Genomic DNA, 18,946 nt, shown 5'->3' with positions numbered 1-18,946 from the left:
AATTGGGGGGTTCATTTCCTTTATTATGATTCTGACCCCCCATTTAAGAATTATCTCATGCGACGATACGCTTTATGATGCTATCCGCATGGGAAACAATACATTAGCCCGGGTAATGGGCGTAAACGTCCCCAAAAAGTGGACCGAATTCCGCGACACTTTCACGCCGTCTTACCATCGTTGGAAAGCCCACCCGCCGCTGCGCGACTGGTGGGTTTATCTCATTATACACGTTCAAGACAATATGCTGATCGGCTCCTGCGGCTACAAAGGCGAGCCGGATGCTAACGGGATGGTAGAGATTGGTTATGAGGTCATTCCATCCTACCGCGAGAGGGGCCTGGGTACCGAAACGGCCAAAGGACTGCTGGATCATGCATTTCAGCACCCTTCCGTGCGCAAGGTAATCGCCCACACGATGGCCGAGGAGAATGCCTCGGGGCACATTCTGGAAAAACTGGGTTTCGCCCAGACGGAGGACGTCAATGATCCCGACGAAGGTTTGCTATGGCGCTGGGAAATTAGCCGCCGGTAATCATAATGTCTGCGATTTAACTCAAATTCGCAGGTTTTTACAGCTAAAAATAAATTGGATTGGTTCGATATTTTTTTGGCTTAATTGATTACCTTAATTCACAAATATTCGTTCACACCCTTTGCTCTCTACATTATGATCGCGATATCGAAGGATACCTATCCATGGCTTAAAAACTATCCGGAGGGCATTCCCTATGAAATAAATCCGGATGCATACTCGTCGCTGCTCGAAATGATGGAAGCGAGTTTCCGGGAAAATGCCGGCAAAGCAGCTTATTCCAATATGGACAAAAAGCTGACTTTCGGAGAACTGGATGAGCTTTCGCAGAATTTCGCCGCGTATCTCCAGAGTATTGGACTGAAACAGGGTGACCGTATTGCCCTGCAAATGCCCAATTTGCTGCAATATCCTGTGGTAATGATGGGTTCGTTGCGTGCAGGCCTTACAATCGTGAATACCAACCCGCTTTACACTCCACGCGAAATGCAGCACCAGTTCAAGGATTCGGGTGCGAAAGCCATTGTCATACTGGCCAATTTCGCCGCTAATCTTGAAAAGATTATTGCCAATACCGATATCGAACACGTGATCATTACCGAAATCGGCGATATGCTGGGCTTCCCCAAAAAGCTGATTGTGAACGCCGTCGTGAAATACGTGAAGAAAATGGTACCTGCCTACCACCTTAAAAATACGGTGACCCTGGCCCATGCCTTGTCGATCGGCTCTGGAATTACGTATCAAAAACCGAACGTATCCGGGCTGGATCTTGCATTTATCCAGTACACCGGCGGTACCACCGGCGTATCCAAGGGTGCCATGCTTACCCACAGGAACCTGATCGCCAATGTAGAGGGCATCAACGAATGGCTCATGTCCAAAATGCGCAATTCCGAGACCACCGGGCAGCTGACCCTCATTGCCGCATTGCCGCTTTACCACGTGTTCGCTATGACGATCAATGGGCTATGCGGAATCAAATGGGGTGCATTGAATGTCATGATCACCAATCCGAAGGATATTCCTGCATTTATAAAGGAGCTCAAAAAATACACGTTCCATATTTTCCCAGGCTTGAATACCCTTTTTAACGGTTTGCTGAACAATCCGGACTTCGCTTCGGTGGATTTCTCAAATCTTAAAATTACAATAGCCGGCGGAATGGCGTTGCAAAAAATCGTGGCGGAACGTTGGGAAAAAGCCACTGGCTGCCCGCTGGTGGAAGGTTATGGGCTCTCCGAGACTTCTCCGGTACTATCGGTAAACCCGTTGAACGGCAAACATAAGCAAGGTACCATAGGCCTGCCCTTCCCTAGCACGGAAATGCGTATCCTTTCCGAGGATAATGCATGGCTGCCCGTAGGCGAACGCGGCGAGATCTGTGCGAAAGGGCCGCAAATCATGCTCGGCTATTTTAACCGCCCCGATGAAACCGCCAAAGTGATCCTGGAAGACGAAAGCGGCCGCTGGTTCAAAACAGGCGACATCGGTATCGAAGATCCGGACGGCTTCTTCAAAATCGTGGACCGGAAAAAGGATATGATTCTCGTTTCGGGTTTCAATGTTTATCCCAATGAAATCGAAGACGTCGTAGCCCAGTGCCCCGGCGTTGCAGAAGTGGCTTGCGTGGGCATTCCGGATGAAAAATCAGGAGAGATGGTGAAGATTTTTGTAGTCAAAAAAGACCCGGAACTGACTGAGGAAAAGGTGAAAGCATTCTGTAAAGAGAACCTTACAGGCTACAAATGCCCGCGTCAGATCGAGTTCAGGAAGGAGCTTCCCAAAACGAATGTAGGTAAGATACTCCGCCGTGCGCTGCGCGAAGAAGAAATGGCGAAAGTTAGCCACTAGGGCCGCAAACGGAAGAAGGTTTAGTATATTTAGGCAAACAAGTTCTCAACCTTGAATGCAAATCTATATGAATCTACACCGGAAAACTTTGGTACTACTACATGGTCATGGCATAGACGACACGATTTGGGACAGCCTCGACGCTGCATTGAATGACACTTACACGGTAGTTAGGCCCAACATTTCGCTCTTTACTTCCTGTCAGTCGGTAGAGGAATATGCCGACGAGCTCCACCGCTTCCTGACCAATGCCAACATCCTGAAATGTATATTGATAGGCCATTCGATGGGCGGCTATATTTCCCTGGCATTTGCCGAAAAATACATGGACATGCTCGAAGGTTTCGGGCTTTTCCATTCCACGGCCTACGCCGATGACGACGCTAAAAAGCACCAGCGCGGTCAGATGATCGATCTGCTGCGGACTTACGGCACGGAGTCGTTCGTTAAAAGTACCGCCGCCAACCTTTTTGGTGACCGCTACAAAGAGCTTTATCCCGAGCGTATCAAAGAGCATATTGCCTATTTCAGCAAATTACCTGCCGAAGCGCTGATCGCCGGTATCACGGCCATGCGCAACCGCCCCGACCGTACCGCAGTACTGGCCAGTCTGCCTTTCCCCGTTTTATTCATTATTGGAATGCAGGACAAGCTGATCCCGTTCGAAAGCGTGATTGAACTGGCCGAATTCCCGAAAAAAAGCTATCCGCTGATCTTCGCCGAAGCGGGTCATATGGGAATGGTAGAGCGGCCGGATGCCACAGCCAGGATGATCAACTGGTATATGAGTAAAATTTAGTAGAAGAAAAAGGAGAAACTGTCATCAAAAACAGGCCATTATGCGTTACCATCCATGTACTAATGGCCTGTTTATCTTTTAGCTATGCAAAAATCTACCACCTCTGATCTTGTCCGTCGGCTTTCCTTTCTGCTCATTTGGAGCCTCCTCATTCTCAATTCGTGTAAGGATGACGATACGAAGCTGGTACCACCCAAGGAGGAGAATGTTTATTTAAAGGAAAGTGCTTCTATCAAGACCCTGACCAAGGATCAGGTTATCCAGCAGGCGGGTTCGCTTGGCGGGATCGTGGCGGGTTATGTAAAAAACGATATTAAAGTTTATAAAATCACCTACAAAACAAAGAATACGGACGGCACTGAAATTACAGCGTCCGGCGCGTTGATATTGCCCGTGGTAACCGGGCCGGTTTCGATGATCAGTGTACAGCACGGCACCATGCGCAACCCCAAAGAAGCGCCGTCCCTCTTTGCTGATAATTCCGAAGCAGCATCCTTTGGTTCGCTGTTTGGTTCAATGGGGTACGTAATCGCTTACCCCGACTATATTGGCTATGGTGCTTCCGAAACACTGCCACACCCGTATGAGCACCGCGCGAGCCTTGCGTCCGCATCCCTTGACATGCTGCGCGCTGCGAAAGAATTCCTTCAAGGCCAGACGGAAGTTAAATGGAATGAAAAGCTGTACGTCGCGGGATATTCAGAAGGAGGGTTCGCCACGATGTCGCTGCAAAGAAAAATCGAAGAAGAAGCTTCATCCGAATTCAACCTGAGGGCATCGAGCTGCGGGGCTGGCGCTTACGATAAGACCGCATTCATGAAGTACATCGTTAATTCTCCTACGGAAGGCACCTATAATTCGCTGTATCTGTGGGTTTTGCTTAGTTATGACAGGATTTACAAGCTTAACAAGCCTGCAACCTACTATTTCCGTGATAAATACGCATCGCAGATTGCACAGAATGGTATTAATGTAAATATCAATGAGAGTTTCAGCAGCATTCTGAACGATTCATTCAAAAAGGCATTGAACGACGGGACCGACAAAGGTTTCATCGACGCCATTGGCGATAATGACGTTTATAAATTCAAACCTAAAACACCGACCCGCCTTTATCACGGCGATCAGGACCCGCTGGTGTTTTACTTCAACTCCGTGAACGCACTTAACGCGATGAAAGCGGCAGGGGCCACAAATGTCGAATTGTTTACCATCAAAGGAGGAACGCACAGCAGTTCTATCTTCACATTCCTTTTAGGTACACAGCAATTTTTTGCCGACACCCAGTAATTATCCGATATATTTGCATCCCATTAGTTTCATAGGGTAAATATGCTTTTTACTGCCGAGTTTTCTATATTTTCCTCCAAGCGGGCATTCTTTACGTCTGTTCGATGTTGTTGATTTACGCTTTCAGAAAGAGGCCGGAATGCCGGTAGCTCTTGATACACGTACCTTTTTTGAATCACAACATCACGAATTTACACCATGTCATCATTACTGGATCTGGTAGGCAATACACCCCTGGTTGAATTACGAAGAGTTAATCCCAATCCCAAAGTCCGCATTTTTGGCAAGCTGGAAGGTAATAATCCCGGCGGTAGCGTGAAAGACCGCGCCGCATACAGCATGATTAAAGGAGCGCTGGAACGCGGAGAAATAAAGTCGGGCATGAAGCTCGTGGAGGCCACCAGCGGCAACACGGGCATTGCGCTCGCAATGATTGCGCGACTTTTTGACCTTGAAATAGAATTGCTGATGCCCCAGAGCTCCACCCGCGAGCGCGTGCTCACGATGGAAGCATTCGGCGCAAAGGTGATCCTCACCGAGACCATGGAAAGCGCCCGCGACCTGGCAGAAGAAAAGGCTGCGGCAGGCGACTATTTTATGCTCAACCAGTTTGCAAACCCCGATAACTGGAAGGCGCATTATCGCACTACCGGTCCTGAAATTTACCGCGATACCGATCAGCAGATCACGCATTTCGTGTCATCAATGGGTACCACGGGTACCATCATGGGGGTTTCACGCTATTTAAAAGAACAAAACAGCGATATCCGGATTGTAGGCTGCCAGCCAAACGACGGTTCAAGCATCCCCGGCATCCGCAAATGGCCGGTGGAATATCTTCCCAAAATATTTGAAAAGGACCGCGTAGACAGGGTGATCGAGGTATCTCAGGAGGATGCCACGCTTACAACCCGGCGCCTGGCTAACGAGGAAGCAATTTTTGCAGGAATGAGCAGCGGAGGCGCGGCCTGGGCAGCCATAGAGCTGGCGAAGGAATTAAAAGAAGGCGTAATCGTCTTCATCATCTGCGACCGTGGAGACCGCTATTTGTCCAGCGAGTTGTTTGGATAGGACTTCGGCAGTCAGCTTTCGGCAATCGGCTATCAAACCCAAAAAAGCCGATAGCCGATTGCCGAAAGCCGAAGTATATCAAAACCATCCCGATCCCAGATTCCGGAAAGGCCAGGGGATAGCTACGAGAATGATCACCAATGCCAGTGCGTAGAAGTAGAGAACGGTCCGGTGTTTGGCTGCGCCGGCGAGCTTCTTGGAACGCACCCTGCCCACGGTAATGAGCACAATCGCGATCAGCATCATGAACACGTGCTCTATCGAATAAAAACGAAATACTTTCTCGCTGATCAGATCAAAGTTAACTTTGGGGCTCATGAAATACAGCACCAGCCCGATCAACAGCTGGGTGTGGGTTGCAATGAGGGTAAAAAGGTACAGCTTGCTGTCCTCCTGGCTGCCTTGCTGCCACTTGGAGTATGCCGTAAAAATCGCTGCGATCAAAAGTCCTAACACCACATAACGGAGGCCCGAATGGGCGTGTAGAAGAATATTCATGATAATACTGTTTACGGTGAATAAGTATATGCATGCAAATGTAACTCGCAAACATAAATTTTTATAAAATGATCGTCTATAACATCACAGTCAATATCAGCTATCAGGCGGAAAAAGATTGGCTGCATTATATGAAATCGGTGTATATCCCGGAAATCGTGGCCACCGAACTGCCATTGGAATGTAACCTGTTACGGCTCCTGACCGAAATTGAGAACGAAGGCTCGACTTATACTACTCAGTTTAAATTCAGGACGATGGAAGACTTTCTGGCTTATCAAACGCATTTCCAGCCCGCTCTGCAGGAGCGCCATCACGAGCTCTTCAACGGGCAATATGTTTCTTTCAGGACACTTCTGGAAGAAGCGTAGGACGTTGGGCCGGGGATTTTCTGTACAAATAAATGTACCTTAAAAACCAGGGTTATTACTTGACATTAACTTAATATTTCCCTTTATTTAATCTACCGTTAAGGCAGATTTTACCAGGAGATCAGCCCGGATATGTTGGTTTTTTATAACTATCCGAAGATGAATAAAACTCCGGTTCAAATATGTGAAGGCGGTGGGAAATATGTTTTACTTTAAAATGATGTGTGCTTATGAGACTGCAGATGCAAGCAATTCACTTTGATGCCGATCCCAAATTGCTGACTTTCATTCAGCAAAAATTGGATAAACTGGATACGTTCTATGACCGGATCACCAGTGGAGAGGTATTCCTTAAGCTCGACAGGAATGATAATACCAAGTTGCATACCAAACTCCTTGAAGTGAAGCTCTACGTGCCCGGCGGAACGATGTTTGTGAGAGAGCAGGGAACCACATTTGAAGAAGCAACCGATTTGGCAATAGATACCCTGAAAATGCAGGTTAAAAAATTTAAAAATAAACGCAACAATTCCAGGGCTCCGAAAAGCCTTGATGGACTCTCCGAAGACAACGGGGTAGTCGTACTGGCCGAGGATATTGAAGAATAGGCCAGTTTGAACTTAACACAAGAAGCCGCCTCCGCCAGGCGGCTTTTTGTGTTTTAGGTGTATTTTTGAAATTCCATCAAGCAAATAGCCCTATTATGCAAATAGAACCCGTTGTTGATTCGACATTCGACCATCTTTTCAAATTCACGCAAGAGCAGGTGCAGGCATTCGCCGACCTCACAGGCGACAATAACCCAGTTCACCTCGATGCTGCATATGCTGCCACAACGCAGTTCAAAAAACCCATCATCCATGGAATGCTGGGTATTACGGTTTTCACAAAAGTGCTGGGTACTCAATTTCCCGGTTTTGGCTCCATTTACCTGAAACAAACCGTCGAATTTCTGCGTCCGATGTTCGTCGACACCGAATACCGCGCCGTTTTCAAGATCGTTTCCATTAACCCTGCCAAGCATATCGCCGAAATCTCGACCGAGATTTACGACGCGACCACCAAAAAAATCACTGTCCGTGGCATTGCCACGATGGTCAACGAGGAGAAGTTCTAAAAAAGCAAAAGCCCCGGCAAAATTGCCGGGGCTTTCAAAGTCTTCCGTGTGCTTCGTTACTTCTCGCCCTCGTTCTTCTTATTCTGAACTTCTGCGCGAATATCCTGAGCCAACGTTTTCAGATCCTGCATGCCCTTACGAACACGAGTTCCGGCAGCCTGGTTGCCTTTATTATAGAACTTATCGAAATCGCCTTCCAATGAAAGAACCAAATCTTTTACTTCATCGAATCTTGCCATGTTTTCCTTGTTTTTTAGTTTTAAAAAAATGCCTCTCACACGCTAAAAACGCATGTTTTGACCGAAATTTAGTAATTAAAACCATTTAAGCAACCCAAAAAACAAAAAAAAACACTTCTAAAATACAATTAAATACCAACACCCTCATAATATCCTCAATAACAGTATGTTACGCACAGTAACTTTTATTGCCCGGCGCTCAAAAAAAGAGGGCTCTTTTAAAAAAAAGCCCTCTGCGCGCAAAAAAAGCGGTTTTATAACTATTCCACGACTTCCTGCACATCGTCGCTCTGATACACTCTGTTTTTGAGTTTCTCTGCGAGCGTCGTGAATGCATTCAGGGTATATTCAACGTCTTCCAGGGTATGCGAGGCGGTCGGGATGATCCGTAGCATGATTTGTCCTTTTGGTACCACAGGATAAACGACGATCGAGCAGAAAACACCCATGTTCTCGCGGAGATCGCGCACCATCCGGGTAACCTCTGGCACACCGCCTTCGCTGTGAAGGAACACCGGCGTAACGGGCGATTCGGTTTCACCGATATTGAAACCGCGGCTGCGAAGGCCGTCCTGCATGGCTTTCACGTTTTCCCAAAGCTTCGAACGCAGCTCGGGCATTTGCTTGATCATCTCAAGACGCTTGCGGCAACCTTCAACGTAAGGCATCGGAAGCGCCTTGGCGTAGGTTTGCGAACGCATGTTGTATTTAAGGAACATGATGATCTCAGGGTCATTCGAAGCGATAAACGCGCCGATAGCCGCCATCGACTTCGCGAATGTGGAGAAGTACAGGTCAATTTCGTCCTGAACACCCAGCAACTCGCCTACCCCGGCACCAGTTTCACCCATTGTTCCGAAACCGTGCGCGTCGTCCACAAGCAGACGGAAGTTGTATTTCTTTTTCAGTTCGGCGATGGCTTTTAAATCACCTACCTTTCCCGACATCCCAAAAACGCCCTCAGTAATTACCAAAACGCCGCCACCTTTCTCTTCCGCGAGTTTGGTAGCCCTGATCAGATTCTTTTCCAGGCTCACCATGTCGTTATGGTTGAACTTGTAATATTCTCCTAATTTGGCTTTGTGAAGACGGATTCCGTCGATCAGACAGGCATGGGATTCGGCGTCGTAAACGATCACGTCGCGGTGGTCGCAAAGACATTCTATCGCGGACATTACGCCCTGATAACCGTAATTGAGGAGGAATGCATCTGTTTTACCAACAAATTGCGCCAGTTCCTTTTCAAAAGTCTCGTGGAGAACAGAATTCCCTGACATCATCCGCGCACCCATCGGGTAAGCAAGCCCCCATTTGGCAGCTGCCTCGGCATCCGCCTGGCGGACTTCCGGATGATTCGCCAGGCCCAGATAATTATTAAGACTCCAGTTCAGCACTTCCCGTCCCATAAACCTCATGCGCGGACCAAGCTCTCCTTCCAGCATCGGAAACGAAAAATAATGATGGCTGTTCAGCATTTTAGCCGGAGTTCCGATCGGACCTGAGTTGTTGCGCAATTTCTCGAAAATATCCACTCTCTCTTTTTTTATGTGGGTAACTGATGATTTGAATGTTAGATAAATGCAAAAATAAAAAAATTACATTTAACTAAAAAAAGACCGTCGTCATTGCAACCTACGGTAAGTTAGTAAATTAACAAAAACAGTGCCTTTAATCCGTACGCTGTATCCCAAACCTTACCACCATTTTTATGCCCCCAATCCGAAAAATTCTAGTCGCCAACCGGGGTGAGATTGCCTTGCGTATTATGCGTACCGCCCGTGAAATGGGCATTGCCACCGTCGCGGTTTACAGTGAGGCCGACCGTACGTCCCCGCATGTACGGTATGCCGATGAGGCCGTATGCCTGGGCGCGGCACCATCTTCGGAATCTTATCTTAATATTGATAAAATACTGAAAGCCTGCCAAGATCTTCATGCGGATGCGATCCATCCCGGTTACGGTTTTCTTTCAGAGAACGCAGGATTTGCGGCCAGGGTGAGGAATGCAGGGCTGATTTTCATTGGTCCGTCGCCGGAATCGATCGAGATCATGGGCAGCAAGCTGGCAGCCAAACAAGCAGCTTCGAAATACAATATTCCGATGGTACCCGGCACGCCGGATGCGATCGACGACCGCGACGAAGCGAAACAAATTGCCAGAGGGATTGGTTACCCGATCCTCATCAAAGCCAGTGCAGGCGGTGGTGGAAAGGGAATGCGCGTGGTAGAAAATGAAGCGGAATTCGACGAGCAGATGGATCGCGCTGTCAGCGAAGCGAAAGCCGCATTTGGCGACGGCTCCGTTTTCATCGAAAAATATATTACTTCTCCCAAACACATTGAAATTCAGGTCCTGGGCGACCATCATGGAAACATTATCCACCTTTTCGAACGCGAATGCTCCATCCAGCGAAGACATCAGAAAGTCGTTGAAGAGGCCCCGTCGATTTCCATTACACCCGAGATCCGTGAAGAAATGGGGCGGTGCGCCGTGGACGTGGCGCGCTCCTGCAACTATTATGGCGCAGGGACCGTGGAGTTTATCATGAACGAAAAAAAGAATTTCTACTTCCTGGAAATGAATACACGCTTGCAGGTCGAACATCCCGTAACTGAAATGATCACGGGCGTCGACCTGGTAAAGGAAATGATTTTGATTGCGGAAGGCCGTCCGCTGGCCATTGCGCAGGAAAATCTGCACATCAGGGGCCATGCAATCGAAGTGAGGGTATATGCGGAAGACGCCGCCAATCATTTTCTTCCCGACATTGGCACTTTGCATACCTACGTAAAACCCGACGGCAATGGTGTCCGCGTGGACGATGGTTTTGAACAGGGCATGGAGATCCCGATCTATTACGACCCGATGATCTCCAAGCTGATCACTTACGGGGAAGATCGGGAAACGGCGATCCGGAAAATGACGAGGGCCATCGACGAATACCAGATCAGCGGGGTGCAGACGACCCTTTCATTCTGCCGGTTTGTGATGCAACATGAGGCATTTGTGAACGGCAGCTTCGATACGAATTTCGTGAGCCGGTATTTCCACCCGGATGCCTTAAGTACAAATACCGGTCACGGAGAAGCAAGCCTTGCAGCCGTGATTTCCGTGCTTCTGAACAACACGTCAACAGAACAGAAACCCGTTCAGAATGAGGAAGTGGCGGTAAATGCATCCAAATGGAAAGCCCGTCGGTTTGCCGCACATTAAAAGCGCCGTATTTATTGAAATTTTTTAAAAAATTTCGTACTTTTGCGGTCTTATTTTAGGTAAGGGCTGATTATACAAAATTTTGCGCAATTTGAAACACTTGTAAGTATTCCCGATGTCAATTTTTCTTTGAATGAAGAATGCTTATGTAGTTAATAATTGCTATCATTCGTTGTAATAAGTGCCGGAATCCGTCAGAAATAGGGATTTACCCTTCTTCGTGACAATATCTACGACCAAAGAAATTCACAGAATATCCAGCTATGAAGCTATCCGAATTTAAGTTTGATCTTCCCCAGAGTCTAATTGCACTTCATCCTTCTGACCGCGGGGAGTCCCGCCTGATGGTCGTTCACCGGAAAACAGGAGAAATTGAACATAAAACATTCGCTGATGTGATCAATTATTTTGATGACGGCGATGTAATGGCTATTAACGACACTAAGGTATTCCCGGCGCGCCTCTACGGCCAAAAGGAAAAGACCGGCGCAAAAATAGAAGTATTTCTTCTGCGCGAACTGAACCGCGAAATGCGTCTTTGGGATGTTCTGGTTGATCCGGCACGTAAAATACGTGTGGGGAACAAACTGTATTTCGGTGACAGCGACCTGGTTGCCGAGGTAATTGACAACACGACCTCCCGTGGCCGTACGATCCGGTTCCTTTACGACGGTGACAATGACGCATTCATGAAACTGGTCGACGAACTGGGCGAGACGCCCCTTCCTCCCGAAATTATTTCACGCCGCAAGGTGGAAAGTGCCGACCGCGAGCGTTTCCAGACCATTTTCGCCGAGCACGTAGGTGCGGTAGCGGCCCCGACAGCAGGTATGCACTTTACAAAGGCGATCATGAAGCGGCTGGAAATCAAAGGTGTCAGCTTCGCGCCGGTTACTTTGCACGTGGGCCTTGGCACGTTCCGTACAGTGGACGTGGAAGATTTGACGAAACACAAAACAGATTCTGAAAATTACCGCATCACGCAAAGCACTTCCGAGATCGTCAACAAGGCGATCGATGGCAAAAAACGCATTTGTGCGGTTGGTACCACTTCATTGAGGGCTATCGAGTCGTCGGTATCGGCGAGCGGCCACTTGAAACCCGTAGAAGGCTGGACGGATAAATTCGTGTTCCCTCCCTACGATTTCAAGATTGCTAATGCATTGCTATCTAATTTCCAGCTACCGGAATCGATCCTTTTGATGGCCGCCTGTGCCTTCGGAGGTTTTGATCTGGTCATGAAAGCTTATGACATCGCTATCAAGGAGAAATACAAATTCTTCACGTACGGCGACGCGATGCTGATCATTTAATATACAACCCAACTACCCAATGGTCATTTATGATCAGCGACCTTTGTCCTGAGCCGTAAATGACCATTTTTTTGTTAGCACAAAGTCCATGCAAGAATACGTCATTATCGTGGCCGGCGGCAGCGGGAGCCGCATGAAAAGCGATATCCCCAAACAGTTTCTGCCGGTCAACGGTCAGCCTGTCCTCATGCATACGATCCGCGCATTTGCAGGCTACTCGCGCGACCTGCGCATTATAGTGGTACTGCCTGCGGAGCAAATCGGTTTTTGGGACGAATTATGCAAGGAGCACCATTTCGAAATCGAACATCAACTGGTTACCGGTGGAGAAACACGATTCCATTCCGTCAAAAACGGGCTGAACAGCATTGTTGATCAGGCGGAGTGCCTAATTGCCGTTCACGACGGCGTACGACCGGTTATTTCAACTGAAATCATCGCTGATAGCTTCATAAATGCTGCGTTGCATGGCGCCGCCGTGGTAAGTGTTCCATTGAAGGACTCCATCCGTATCGTAGGCCAGAATGAAGGCAATAAAGCAATGGACCGCACGCTGTTCAGGCTCATTCAAACCCCGCAAACTTTCAGATCCTCATGGATGCGGGCCGCCTTCGCTGCCGACTACCACGAATCGTTTACAGACTGCGCCAGCGTGCTCGAAGCCTGGGGCTACCCCATCCAGCTTATCGACGGCGCCTACGAGAATATCAAGATCACAACACCCGAAGATCTTCGCTGGGCGGAAATCTACCTTAAAGCCACTTCCTGAACCATTCGAACGCCTCTTTCTGCATATCGGCGTCAAACTTGTGAGGACCGTCGTAAAAGCTGGCCTTGTATTTGTCGGAAGCGCCGGCTTTTTTGTAAACCTCCGTCAACACAGCATCTGCATTCTTCATTTCCGGAAGGGTGTACAGCTCGTCCTGGTTGTTGTTCAATACCAATGTCGGCAATGGCACTCTAAGTCCCAGAATTTCGGGGAAATCTAGGTATTTAGGCAGTAATGGCGTGTAGGTCATCCAGGTATGGTTGAATGACTTATTTAAAACCAAATCCTTCCAGGTAGTCATAAAACCAACGCAAACGGCGCATTTGATCCGTGGATCGAGTCCCGCCAGGTATACCGTCCGCAAACCACCTCCTGAAAGTCCGCCGCAACCAAGGCGGCTGGCGTCCACATCCTTCCGGTCGGCCAGAATGTCCAATGCAACCTGGTCTTCCATGAGAAATACGCCCGGCCAGGTCGTCCCGGCCGAAAACAGCGATTTGGACATTACGTGCTCATGCTCGGACGACCATGCATTGTACGTCCGTATATTCTCTGCCTTTTCAGGATCGGCATCCGATTTCCCATGGGTACTCACCGCTCCCCAATTCAGCCCCTTTGTATCCTCATAATAAACCCTCCGGCTACCGAACGCATAAGTATCATGTACCAGCACCACGTGGCCCTGCTTCGCAATCTCATTCGCCCATGCCCTGCCGCCGTAGTCCGTCTCCTGATGTTCCTTCAATATCGGATGCTGATCGTCCGAGGTTTTGACAATTTTCCGCAAACCGAAATACTTCATTCCTGCATGATCGTGAAGCCCCAGGATGCCTGGCAGCGGCTTGGTAGAGCCTGCCGGTTTAAGCAAAACAGCCTCGGTTGGCCTTCCGTAAGGCAGTTGCCACGAGAGTTCTTCAATTTCCAGCCCGTCGTAGACATACTTTTTCTTAACAGTAACTTTGGGCAAACCCGGTTTTGCCGGGGCAGACACAAGGTCTTTCGTCTTTTCCAGTGCTTCCTTCCGCCAGGTGTCTACATTATCCCACCTTTTATTGCGAAAAGAAAGGGGAGGTTGCGCCGGGAGCAACGAGGCGGCCCAGGGGCCATAGGCGCCGATCAGACTTTTTTCTGATGCCATAGATTGATTGTGATTGCTGTCTGAATGAAAAACCGGGGCAGCTATACCGGCCGTAGCGCCTCCGGCGATAGATAACGCGACCGTACCGGCCGTAGTCTTAATGAAAGATCTTCTCGAAACATCCCCCGAAATGCGGCCCATATCGTCGGTTTTCATTATATTAAACTTTGACAAAGATTTTGTGACGGTACAAAAAGTAGAGGAACAACCAGACAAGTACAAAGCCTCCCAGCGCATTGTAAACCTCATGCCAATTTTGCGGCGCGTGTTTGTAAATACCTTCGAAAAGCAACCGCGAAGATTCGTTGAAATCTACAAACCTGACGGCGAGGTAAATAACAAGCGAATTCAGACCGATAACCCGGAAGAAAAACGACCATTTCTGATAACCTTTCACATCGATAATCCAGTAAAACAACGCGAGCATGACAAATGCCATTCCGGAAGTAAGCATGATAAACGAACTGGACCAAAGGTGTTTATTCACAGGAAATACAAAATTCCAGAGCAATCCGACGACAATACCTGTCAATCCGAACGCGAAGAGCTTCTGCAATTTGGGTCCGGTATTCCGTTCCCCCAACAAGGTATCACCCGCCACAGTACCGAAAATGGTAAGACATATTGCGGGAAACTGGGTTAACAGCGCCAGCTCATCGTAGGTATCTTGTTTCAATTTACCTGGCATAAAGCTCCGATCGAACCATCCCACCAGGTTGCCCTCGAAAGAAAGATCGCCAGCGCCGAAGCCAGGCACCGGCACCAAAATCAAAGTGAGGTAATAGCCGACGAGGATTCCGACCGCTATGTATAGCCGCCGATTCGTACTAAATTTCATATACAGAATAGCCGAAATGAACGTCGCCAGACCGATCCGCCCGAGCACGCTTCCGTACCGGATATGTGCGGGATCGAAAATATCCATCGGTGCATTCTTATCGAGTATCCCCAGGGCAATCAGGATCAGCATCCGCTTGAATACCTTGTTGCGAATCACCGACTGCGGAATACCCTTCGCGACTCCGCCCGTGACGCTGAATGCGAGTGAGGTGCCCGCGAGAAAGAGAAACAGCGGGAAAATAAAATCATAAAATGTAAACCCATTCCAGGCAGGATGTTCAAACTGCGCAGCGATGGCATCGATAAGCGGAATACCCGTCTTTCCGCCCAGCAGAGCTATAAACTGCCCGCCGCCGGCAATCATCAACATATCGAATCCACGCAATGCATCGATGGACGCAAGCCGGCCAGGCGCATTGGATTGCTTTAATTCCTTGTGAACGACAATAGACGGTGCTTCCATAGGTTTAGGGTAACTGTTTGGAATATAAGTTATTGTACTGCTGTTTTTTACCCAAAACAATCCATACTATTTCGCGACCCGGGTATCTTGGTCGGCAGTTTCGGTTCCGATCAATAATCCTGAAGATTCCCTGTCCAGGAAAAATGTGCAATTCGGATGGAGCTGCAAAATACTGGCTGGAAATGCATTGCTGACTTCGTTTTCCAGGCTGTTTTTCACCGCTACCGCTTTTCTCTCATCAGGAACTGAGCATATAATGTGCGTCGACTTCATGATCTGCCGCACCGACATGCTGATTGCCTGCAAAGGCACTTCGTCGAGTGACCCGAACCAGCCCTCACCCATTTGCTGTCGACGGCACGGCTCATCCAGGTTCACTATCAGGTAGGGTGTATCGGTGTCAAAATCTGCCGGTGGGTCGTTAAAAGCCAAATGCCCGTTCTCGCCAACTCCTACCAGAGCTACATCAATCGGATGCTCGCTGATCCGTCTCGCCAGATAGCTTAACTCTTCTTCCAGGTTACCTTCCCCGTTGATCAGATACGAAGCCCGGAGCGGAGGTACCCGGGATAGAAAACGCTCGGTCAGATATTTCCGAAAACTCGCCGGATGCGTTACGGAAAGACCTATATATTCATCCAAATGAAACATCGTGACCTTCGACCAATCGATATCACCTTCTATTACAAGCTGATTCAAGGTCTCAAACTGGCTGGTACCAGTCGCCAGGATAATATTAGCATACCCTTGCTTGGCTATCGTATCTCTGATAATCATGGCCGCATAAGCGCCGGCACTTTGCCCCAGCTCCTCCTTTGTCTCCGAAATAATAACTTTCATACGCTTTATGATTTTACTTCCGTATTACCGCCCTCTTTTAATGCGATGTCCACAGGCCTGTTTTTCTTCCATGAACCGTTTGTAAAATCCGGAATATCAATTGAATTGGATTTGTTGGCCACCGACCATTCGCTCAGAGGCGAGATTACACTCCATGACGCTGCATCATATACGTCCTGATCCAAGGGTAGGCCGTTGCGCAGGCAGTCTATTAATCTCCAGTCCATCAGGAAATCCATTCCCCCATGCCCGCCTACCTTTTTTGCCAGTTCTCCGACCCGTTTCACAATTTCAGGACGGTATTTTTCTTCCAGCGCTTTGAATTCATCAGCTTTGACCCATTCATGGCCATGGGAGATACGTCCCTGGATGCCGTCTTCCGGCAATGGATATTTCTGTGCAGCACCTTTGGTCCCGCTGATCAAATGCAAACGCGAATAGGGGCGGGGAGACGACACATCATGCTGCAACATGATCGTTTTTCCTTTATTCGTTTTAATCGTCGTAGTGTTCATATTGCCCCGGTAGGATTTGCCTGCATATTTCTTGAAGTCAGGATCCCGGGTTGCAAGCTCGTCTGCCCTTGCCCGCAGCATGTAGTCGTTGCTACTCATCGATACAAGGTAATCCATTTTATCGCCACGGTTAATATCCAGGATTTGCGCCACCGGTCCCAGTCCATGGGTAGGATATAAATTGCCGTTCCGTTGATTTTCTTTCAATCTCCAAAGATCAAAACGCTTGTCTTTTTGAAATAGAGATTCGAAAATGTCGTGAATGTACGCACCTTCCACATGAACGATTTCTCCAAAAAAGCCCTGCCGGGCCATGTTGAGTGTAAGTAATTCAAAAAAATCATAACAGCAATTTTCAAGCATCATGCAATGCTTTTTGGTTCGCTCCGATGTTTCCACCATCTTCCAGCAATCTTCCACAGTGGTAGCCGCCGGAATTTCCGTTGCGACGTGTTTTCCGTGCTCCATAGCGTATAGCGCCATCGGTGCGTGGAGGTTCCAGGGTGTGCAAATGTAAATCAGGTCGATGTCGTCCCGCTCGCAAAGCTTCTTCCATGCATCCGGCGAACCGGAATAGGCATCGGGAGTATGTCCTGCCTCAGTCAGAAACTTCTTTGCGCTGTTGGCTTTTTCAGGCAATATGTCAGCCACGCCTTTCACCTGCACGCTGGCGAGATGGACAATCCTTTTAATGGCGCCGCCACCGCGATTACCCATACCGATATAGCCTATACGTACCACATCCATCTTTGGTGCTGCGTAACCGCACATGTTAAAGGCCTGCTTTTTATCCCATGGTACGACCAAATCCGGTGCTCCGGTAACCCTCGCATTAGTCCCGGCTATTCCCAGCGTACCTAAACCGGCTATTTTCAAAAATTCCCGCTTTTTCATTTGCTCTGATTTGGTATACAATCCAAAAAAACGTTTTGCAATCGTACAATTTTACAATGTTTTATAGCGGCATTCCAGATATTTACTTTAAATAGTAGCGAGAACGTTATCGAAACCAGAATTTCATTCCATGCCATGAACCGGTTAGTTCAATGACAAAAAGAATAACCACAATCAAAGACATTGCCAAAACACTTGGGATATCGGTAGCTACGGTTTCACGCGCGATGAGAGATACTTATGATGTCAGTGCGGAGACCAGAAAACTGGTATTGGATACTGCGGCAAAAATGAATTACCGCCCCAACTTTAATGCAACGGGGTTAGTCAAAAGCGGGACGCATAAAATCGCGGTGATCATTCCGGCTATTACCAATTACTATTTTTCTACTGTAATTACGGGGATTCAGGAATATGCTTTGGAACAAAATTATCAGGTGATGCTGTATCTGACGAACGATTCGGCGTACTGGGAAAGGAAGGTTGTCCAGGAACTCTCGCTAAGTAGTGTCGACGGACTGCTGGCATGCATTACCTGCGAAACAATCGATTTCAGCCATTTCGAAGAACTGATCGAAGCAGATATGCCATTGGTATTCTTTGATCGTGTACCCGAGTCTATCAGCACATCCGTGGTAGTCCAGGACGACTATACCGGCGCTTGTATGGCTACCGAGCATTTGATTGCCCAGGGATACTCCAAAATTGCCCATCTGGCAGGTCCCCGTGACCTGAACCTTACCCAACAACGGCTGCAAGGTTACCTTGATACATTAAAAAAGCACGATCTTGAATCCTATGGCGTCATTCATTCCGGGTTCAGCGATGAAAACGGTCGGCACGACATGGAAATACTATTCAACAGCCCGTCAAAACCAGATGCTGTCTTCTCCGTGAACGATCGAAAAGGCTTCGGGGCCATTCTTTGGCTGCGTGGGCATGGTATTCTTGTTGGGAAAGAAGTAGGTGTGATTGGTTTCACCAACGATCCTACGTCGAAAATTATCACGCCCTCTCTCTCCACAATTGCGGAGCCTGCCTACGAAATCGGACGTAAAAGCTGCGAAGTGCTTATTAAACATATTCAAAAGCAAAACTACCCCATTCAGCAAGTTTCATTGCCGACTGAACTTATTGTAAGGGAGTCCACGCAGAGAAAGCTTTACCAAGTTTGATGGGGGCGCCC

General features: G+C 48.2%; 19 protein-coding genes. 12 read left to right on the top strand and 7 right to left on the bottom strand.

What is annotated here, in order from left to right; all coding sequences use genetic code 11:
• Window positions 1–25 precede the first annotated feature (25 nt).
• The 5 genes from AAHB90_RS23835 to cysM all read left to right on the top strand — a co-directional run bounded on the left by AAHB90_RS23835 (window position 26) and on the right by cysM (window position 5,549).
• Entirely contained in the window at window positions 26–535 is a 510-nt protein-coding gene (locus AAHB90_RS23835; RefSeq protein WP_342087752.1) for a GNAT family N-acetyltransferase, read from the top strand.
• Between the two features lie 135 nt (window positions 536–670).
• A complete protein-coding gene (locus tag AAHB90_RS23830; protein WP_342087751.1) occupies window positions 671–2,389 on the top strand; it encodes an AMP-binding protein in 1,719 nt (572 codons plus the stop codon).
• A 67-nt stretch (window positions 2,390–2,456) separates the two neighbouring features.
• Window positions 2,457–3,188 carry an alpha/beta fold hydrolase gene (locus tag AAHB90_RS23825; RefSeq protein ID WP_342087750.1) on the top strand — a complete coding sequence of 244 codons (732 nt, stop codon included), beginning with the start codon at window positions 2,457–2,459 and terminating at the stop codon, window positions 3,186–3,188.
• Window positions 3,189–3,272: 84 nt separating this feature from the next.
• A complete protein-coding gene (locus tag AAHB90_RS23820; protein ID WP_342087749.1) occupies window positions 3,273–4,478 on the top strand; it encodes an alpha/beta hydrolase family protein in 1,206 nt (401 codons plus the stop codon).
• Between the two features lie 198 nt (window positions 4,479–4,676).
• Window positions 4,677–5,549, top strand: a complete 873-nt coding sequence (gene cysM, locus AAHB90_RS23815; protein ID WP_342087748.1) for a cysteine synthase CysM — start codon at window positions 4,677–4,679, stop codon at window positions 5,547–5,549.
• Between the two features lie 78 nt (window positions 5,550–5,627).
• On the opposite strand, the gene AAHB90_RS23810 is transcribed toward cysM, so the two are convergent.
• Window positions 5,628–6,047 (bottom strand): cytochrome B, encoded by a 420-nt coding sequence (locus AAHB90_RS23810; RefSeq protein ID WP_342087747.1) that lies wholly within the window; start codon window positions 6,045–6,047, stop codon window positions 5,628–5,630.
• 68 nt (window positions 6,048–6,115) lie between these two features.
• On the opposite strand from AAHB90_RS23810, the gene AAHB90_RS23805 reads away from it, so the two are divergent.
• The 3 genes from AAHB90_RS23805 (at window position 6,116) to AAHB90_RS23795 (ending at window position 7,535) form a co-directional block, all read left to right on the top strand.
• On the top strand, window positions 6,116–6,418 hold the full coding sequence (locus AAHB90_RS23805; protein ID WP_342087746.1) for a DUF4286 family protein: 303 nt from the start codon (window positions 6,116–6,118) through the stop codon (window positions 6,416–6,418).
• A 230-nt stretch (window positions 6,419–6,648) separates the two neighbouring features.
• A complete protein-coding gene (gene hpf / locus AAHB90_RS23800; RefSeq protein WP_188937173.1) occupies window positions 6,649–7,026 on the top strand; it encodes a ribosome hibernation-promoting factor, HPF/YfiA family in 378 nt (125 codons plus the stop codon).
• A 95-nt stretch (window positions 7,027–7,121) separates the two neighbouring features.
• Complete coding sequence (locus AAHB90_RS23795; RefSeq protein WP_342087745.1) at window positions 7,122–7,535, top strand: MaoC family dehydratase; 414 nt, start codon at window positions 7,122–7,124, stop codon at window positions 7,533–7,535.
• A 56-nt stretch (window positions 7,536–7,591) separates the two neighbouring features.
• Here AAHB90_RS23795 and AAHB90_RS23790 read toward each other — a convergent pair whose 3' ends face one another.
• On the bottom strand, window positions 7,592–7,774 hold the full coding sequence (locus tag AAHB90_RS23790) for a histone H1 (protein WP_342087744.1): 183 nt from the start codon (window positions 7,772–7,774) through the stop codon (window positions 7,592–7,594).
• A gap of 260 nt (window positions 7,775–8,034) precedes the next feature.
• The gene (locus AAHB90_RS23785; RefSeq protein WP_342087743.1) at window positions 8,035–9,306 is read right to left on the bottom strand and encodes an aminotransferase class I/II-fold pyridoxal phosphate-dependent enzyme; all 1,272 of its coding nucleotides are present in this window, start codon (window positions 9,304–9,306) and stop codon (window positions 8,035–8,037) included.
• A 176-nt stretch (window positions 9,307–9,482) separates the two neighbouring features.
• Between AAHB90_RS23785 and accC the strand changes: the two genes are divergently transcribed.
• The 3 genes from accC to AAHB90_RS23770 all read left to right on the top strand — a co-directional run bounded on the left by accC (window position 9,483) and on the right by AAHB90_RS23770 (window position 13,070).
• Entirely contained in the window at window positions 9,483–10,988 is a 1,506-nt protein-coding gene (accC, locus tag AAHB90_RS23780; RefSeq protein ID WP_342087742.1) for an acetyl-CoA carboxylase biotin carboxylase subunit, read from the top strand.
• A gap of 263 nt (window positions 10,989–11,251) precedes the next feature.
• Window positions 11,252–12,301 carry a tRNA preQ1(34) S-adenosylmethionine ribosyltransferase-isomerase QueA gene (gene queA, locus AAHB90_RS23775; protein WP_090374545.1) on the top strand — a complete coding sequence of 350 codons (1,050 nt, stop codon included), beginning with the start codon at window positions 11,252–11,254 and terminating at the stop codon, window positions 12,299–12,301.
• Between the two features lie 88 nt (window positions 12,302–12,389).
• On the top strand, window positions 12,390–13,070 hold the full coding sequence (locus tag AAHB90_RS23770) for a 2-C-methyl-D-erythritol 4-phosphate cytidylyltransferase (RefSeq protein WP_342087741.1): 681 nt from the start codon (window positions 12,390–12,392) through the stop codon (window positions 13,068–13,070).
• Here the strand turns inward: AAHB90_RS23770 and AAHB90_RS23765 are convergent.
• From AAHB90_RS23765 to AAHB90_RS23750, 4 genes are all read right to left on the bottom strand, one after another.
• The gene (locus tag AAHB90_RS23765; protein ID WP_342087740.1) at window positions 13,054–14,364 is read right to left on the bottom strand and encodes a hypothetical protein; all 1,311 of its coding nucleotides are present in this window, start codon (window positions 14,362–14,364) and stop codon (window positions 13,054–13,056) included. The genes AAHB90_RS23770 and AAHB90_RS23765 overlap by 17 nt on opposite strands.
• 4 nt (window positions 14,365–14,368) lie before the next feature.
• A complete protein-coding gene (locus AAHB90_RS23760; protein ID WP_342087739.1) occupies window positions 14,369–15,511 on the bottom strand; it encodes an acyltransferase family protein in 1,143 nt (380 codons plus the stop codon).
• Window positions 15,512–15,577: 66 nt separating this feature from the next.
• Window positions 15,578–16,351, bottom strand: coding sequence for a glucosamine-6-phosphate deaminase (locus AAHB90_RS23755; RefSeq protein WP_342087738.1), 774 nt, complete (start codon window positions 16,349–16,351; stop codon window positions 15,578–15,580).
• Window positions 16,352–16,356: 5 nt separating this feature from the next.
• Complete coding sequence (locus AAHB90_RS23750; protein ID WP_342087737.1) at window positions 16,357–17,760, bottom strand: Gfo/Idh/MocA family protein; 1,404 nt, start codon at window positions 17,758–17,760, stop codon at window positions 16,357–16,359.
• 152 nt (window positions 17,761–17,912) lie between these two features.
• Between AAHB90_RS23750 and AAHB90_RS23745 the strand changes: the two genes are divergently transcribed.
• Complete coding sequence (locus tag AAHB90_RS23745) at window positions 17,913–18,935, top strand: LacI family DNA-binding transcriptional regulator (RefSeq protein ID WP_342087736.1); 1,023 nt, start codon at window positions 17,913–17,915, stop codon at window positions 18,933–18,935.
• Window positions 18,936–18,946 lie beyond the last annotated feature (11 nt).

It is taken from the genome of Dyadobacter sp. OTU695, from assembly GCF_038440355.1.
GTDB lineage: Bacteria > Bacteroidota > Bacteroidia > Cytophagales > Spirosomataceae > Dyadobacter.
The sequence above is the reverse complement of the archived record's forward strand: the minus strand, read 5'-3'. Positions and strand labels throughout refer to the sequence as shown.

Coding starts and splice junctions, on each gene's coding strand:
- AAHB90_RS23835 (WP_342087752.1), top strand. CDS start 26: ATGATTCTGACCCCCCATTTAAGAATTATCTCATGCGACGATACGCTT.
- AAHB90_RS23830 (WP_342087751.1), top strand. CDS start 671: ATGATCGCGATATCGAAGGATACCTATCCATGGCTTAAAAACTATCCG.
- AAHB90_RS23825 (WP_342087750.1), top strand. CDS start 2,457: ATGAATCTACACCGGAAAACTTTGGTACTACTACATGGTCATGGCATA.
- AAHB90_RS23820 (WP_342087749.1), top strand. CDS start 3,273: ATGCAAAAATCTACCACCTCTGATCTTGTCCGTCGGCTTTCCTTTCTG.
- cysM (WP_342087748.1), top strand. CDS start 4,677: ATGTCATCATTACTGGATCTGGTAGGCAATACACCCCTGGTTGAATTA.
- AAHB90_RS23810 (WP_342087747.1), bottom strand. CDS start 6,047: ATGAATATTCTTCTACACGCCCATTCGGGCCTCCGTTATGTGGTGTTA.
- AAHB90_RS23805 (WP_342087746.1), top strand. CDS start 6,116: ATGATCGTCTATAACATCACAGTCAATATCAGCTATCAGGCGGAAAAA.
- hpf (WP_188937173.1), top strand. CDS start 6,649: ATGAGACTGCAGATGCAAGCAATTCACTTTGATGCCGATCCCAAATTG.
- AAHB90_RS23795 (WP_342087745.1), top strand. CDS start 7,122: ATGCAAATAGAACCCGTTGTTGATTCGACATTCGACCATCTTTTCAAA.
- AAHB90_RS23790 (WP_342087744.1), bottom strand. CDS start 7,774: ATGGCAAGATTCGATGAAGTAAAAGATTTGGTTCTTTCATTGGAAGGC.
- accC (WP_342087742.1), top strand. CDS start 9,483: ATGCCCCCAATCCGAAAAATTCTAGTCGCCAACCGGGGTGAGATTGCC.
- queA (WP_090374545.1), top strand. CDS start 11,252: ATGAAGCTATCCGAATTTAAGTTTGATCTTCCCCAGAGTCTAATTGCA.
- AAHB90_RS23770 (WP_342087741.1), top strand. CDS start 12,390: ATGCAAGAATACGTCATTATCGTGGCCGGCGGCAGCGGGAGCCGCATG.
- AAHB90_RS23765 (WP_342087740.1), bottom strand. CDS start 14,364: ATGAAAACCGACGATATGGGCCGCATTTCGGGGGATGTTTCGAGAAGA.
- AAHB90_RS23760 (WP_342087739.1), bottom strand. CDS start 15,511: ATGGAAGCACCGTCTATTGTCGTTCACAAGGAATTAAAGCAATCCAAT.
- AAHB90_RS23755 (WP_342087738.1), bottom strand. CDS start 16,351: ATGAAAGTTATTATTTCGGAGACAAAGGAGGAGCTGGGGCAAAGTGCC.
- AAHB90_RS23750 (WP_342087737.1), bottom strand. CDS start 17,760: ATGAAAAAGCGGGAATTTTTGAAAATAGCCGGTTTAGGTACGCTGGGA.
- AAHB90_RS23745 (WP_342087736.1), top strand. CDS start 17,913: ATGACAAAAAGAATAACCACAATCAAAGACATTGCCAAAACACTTGGG.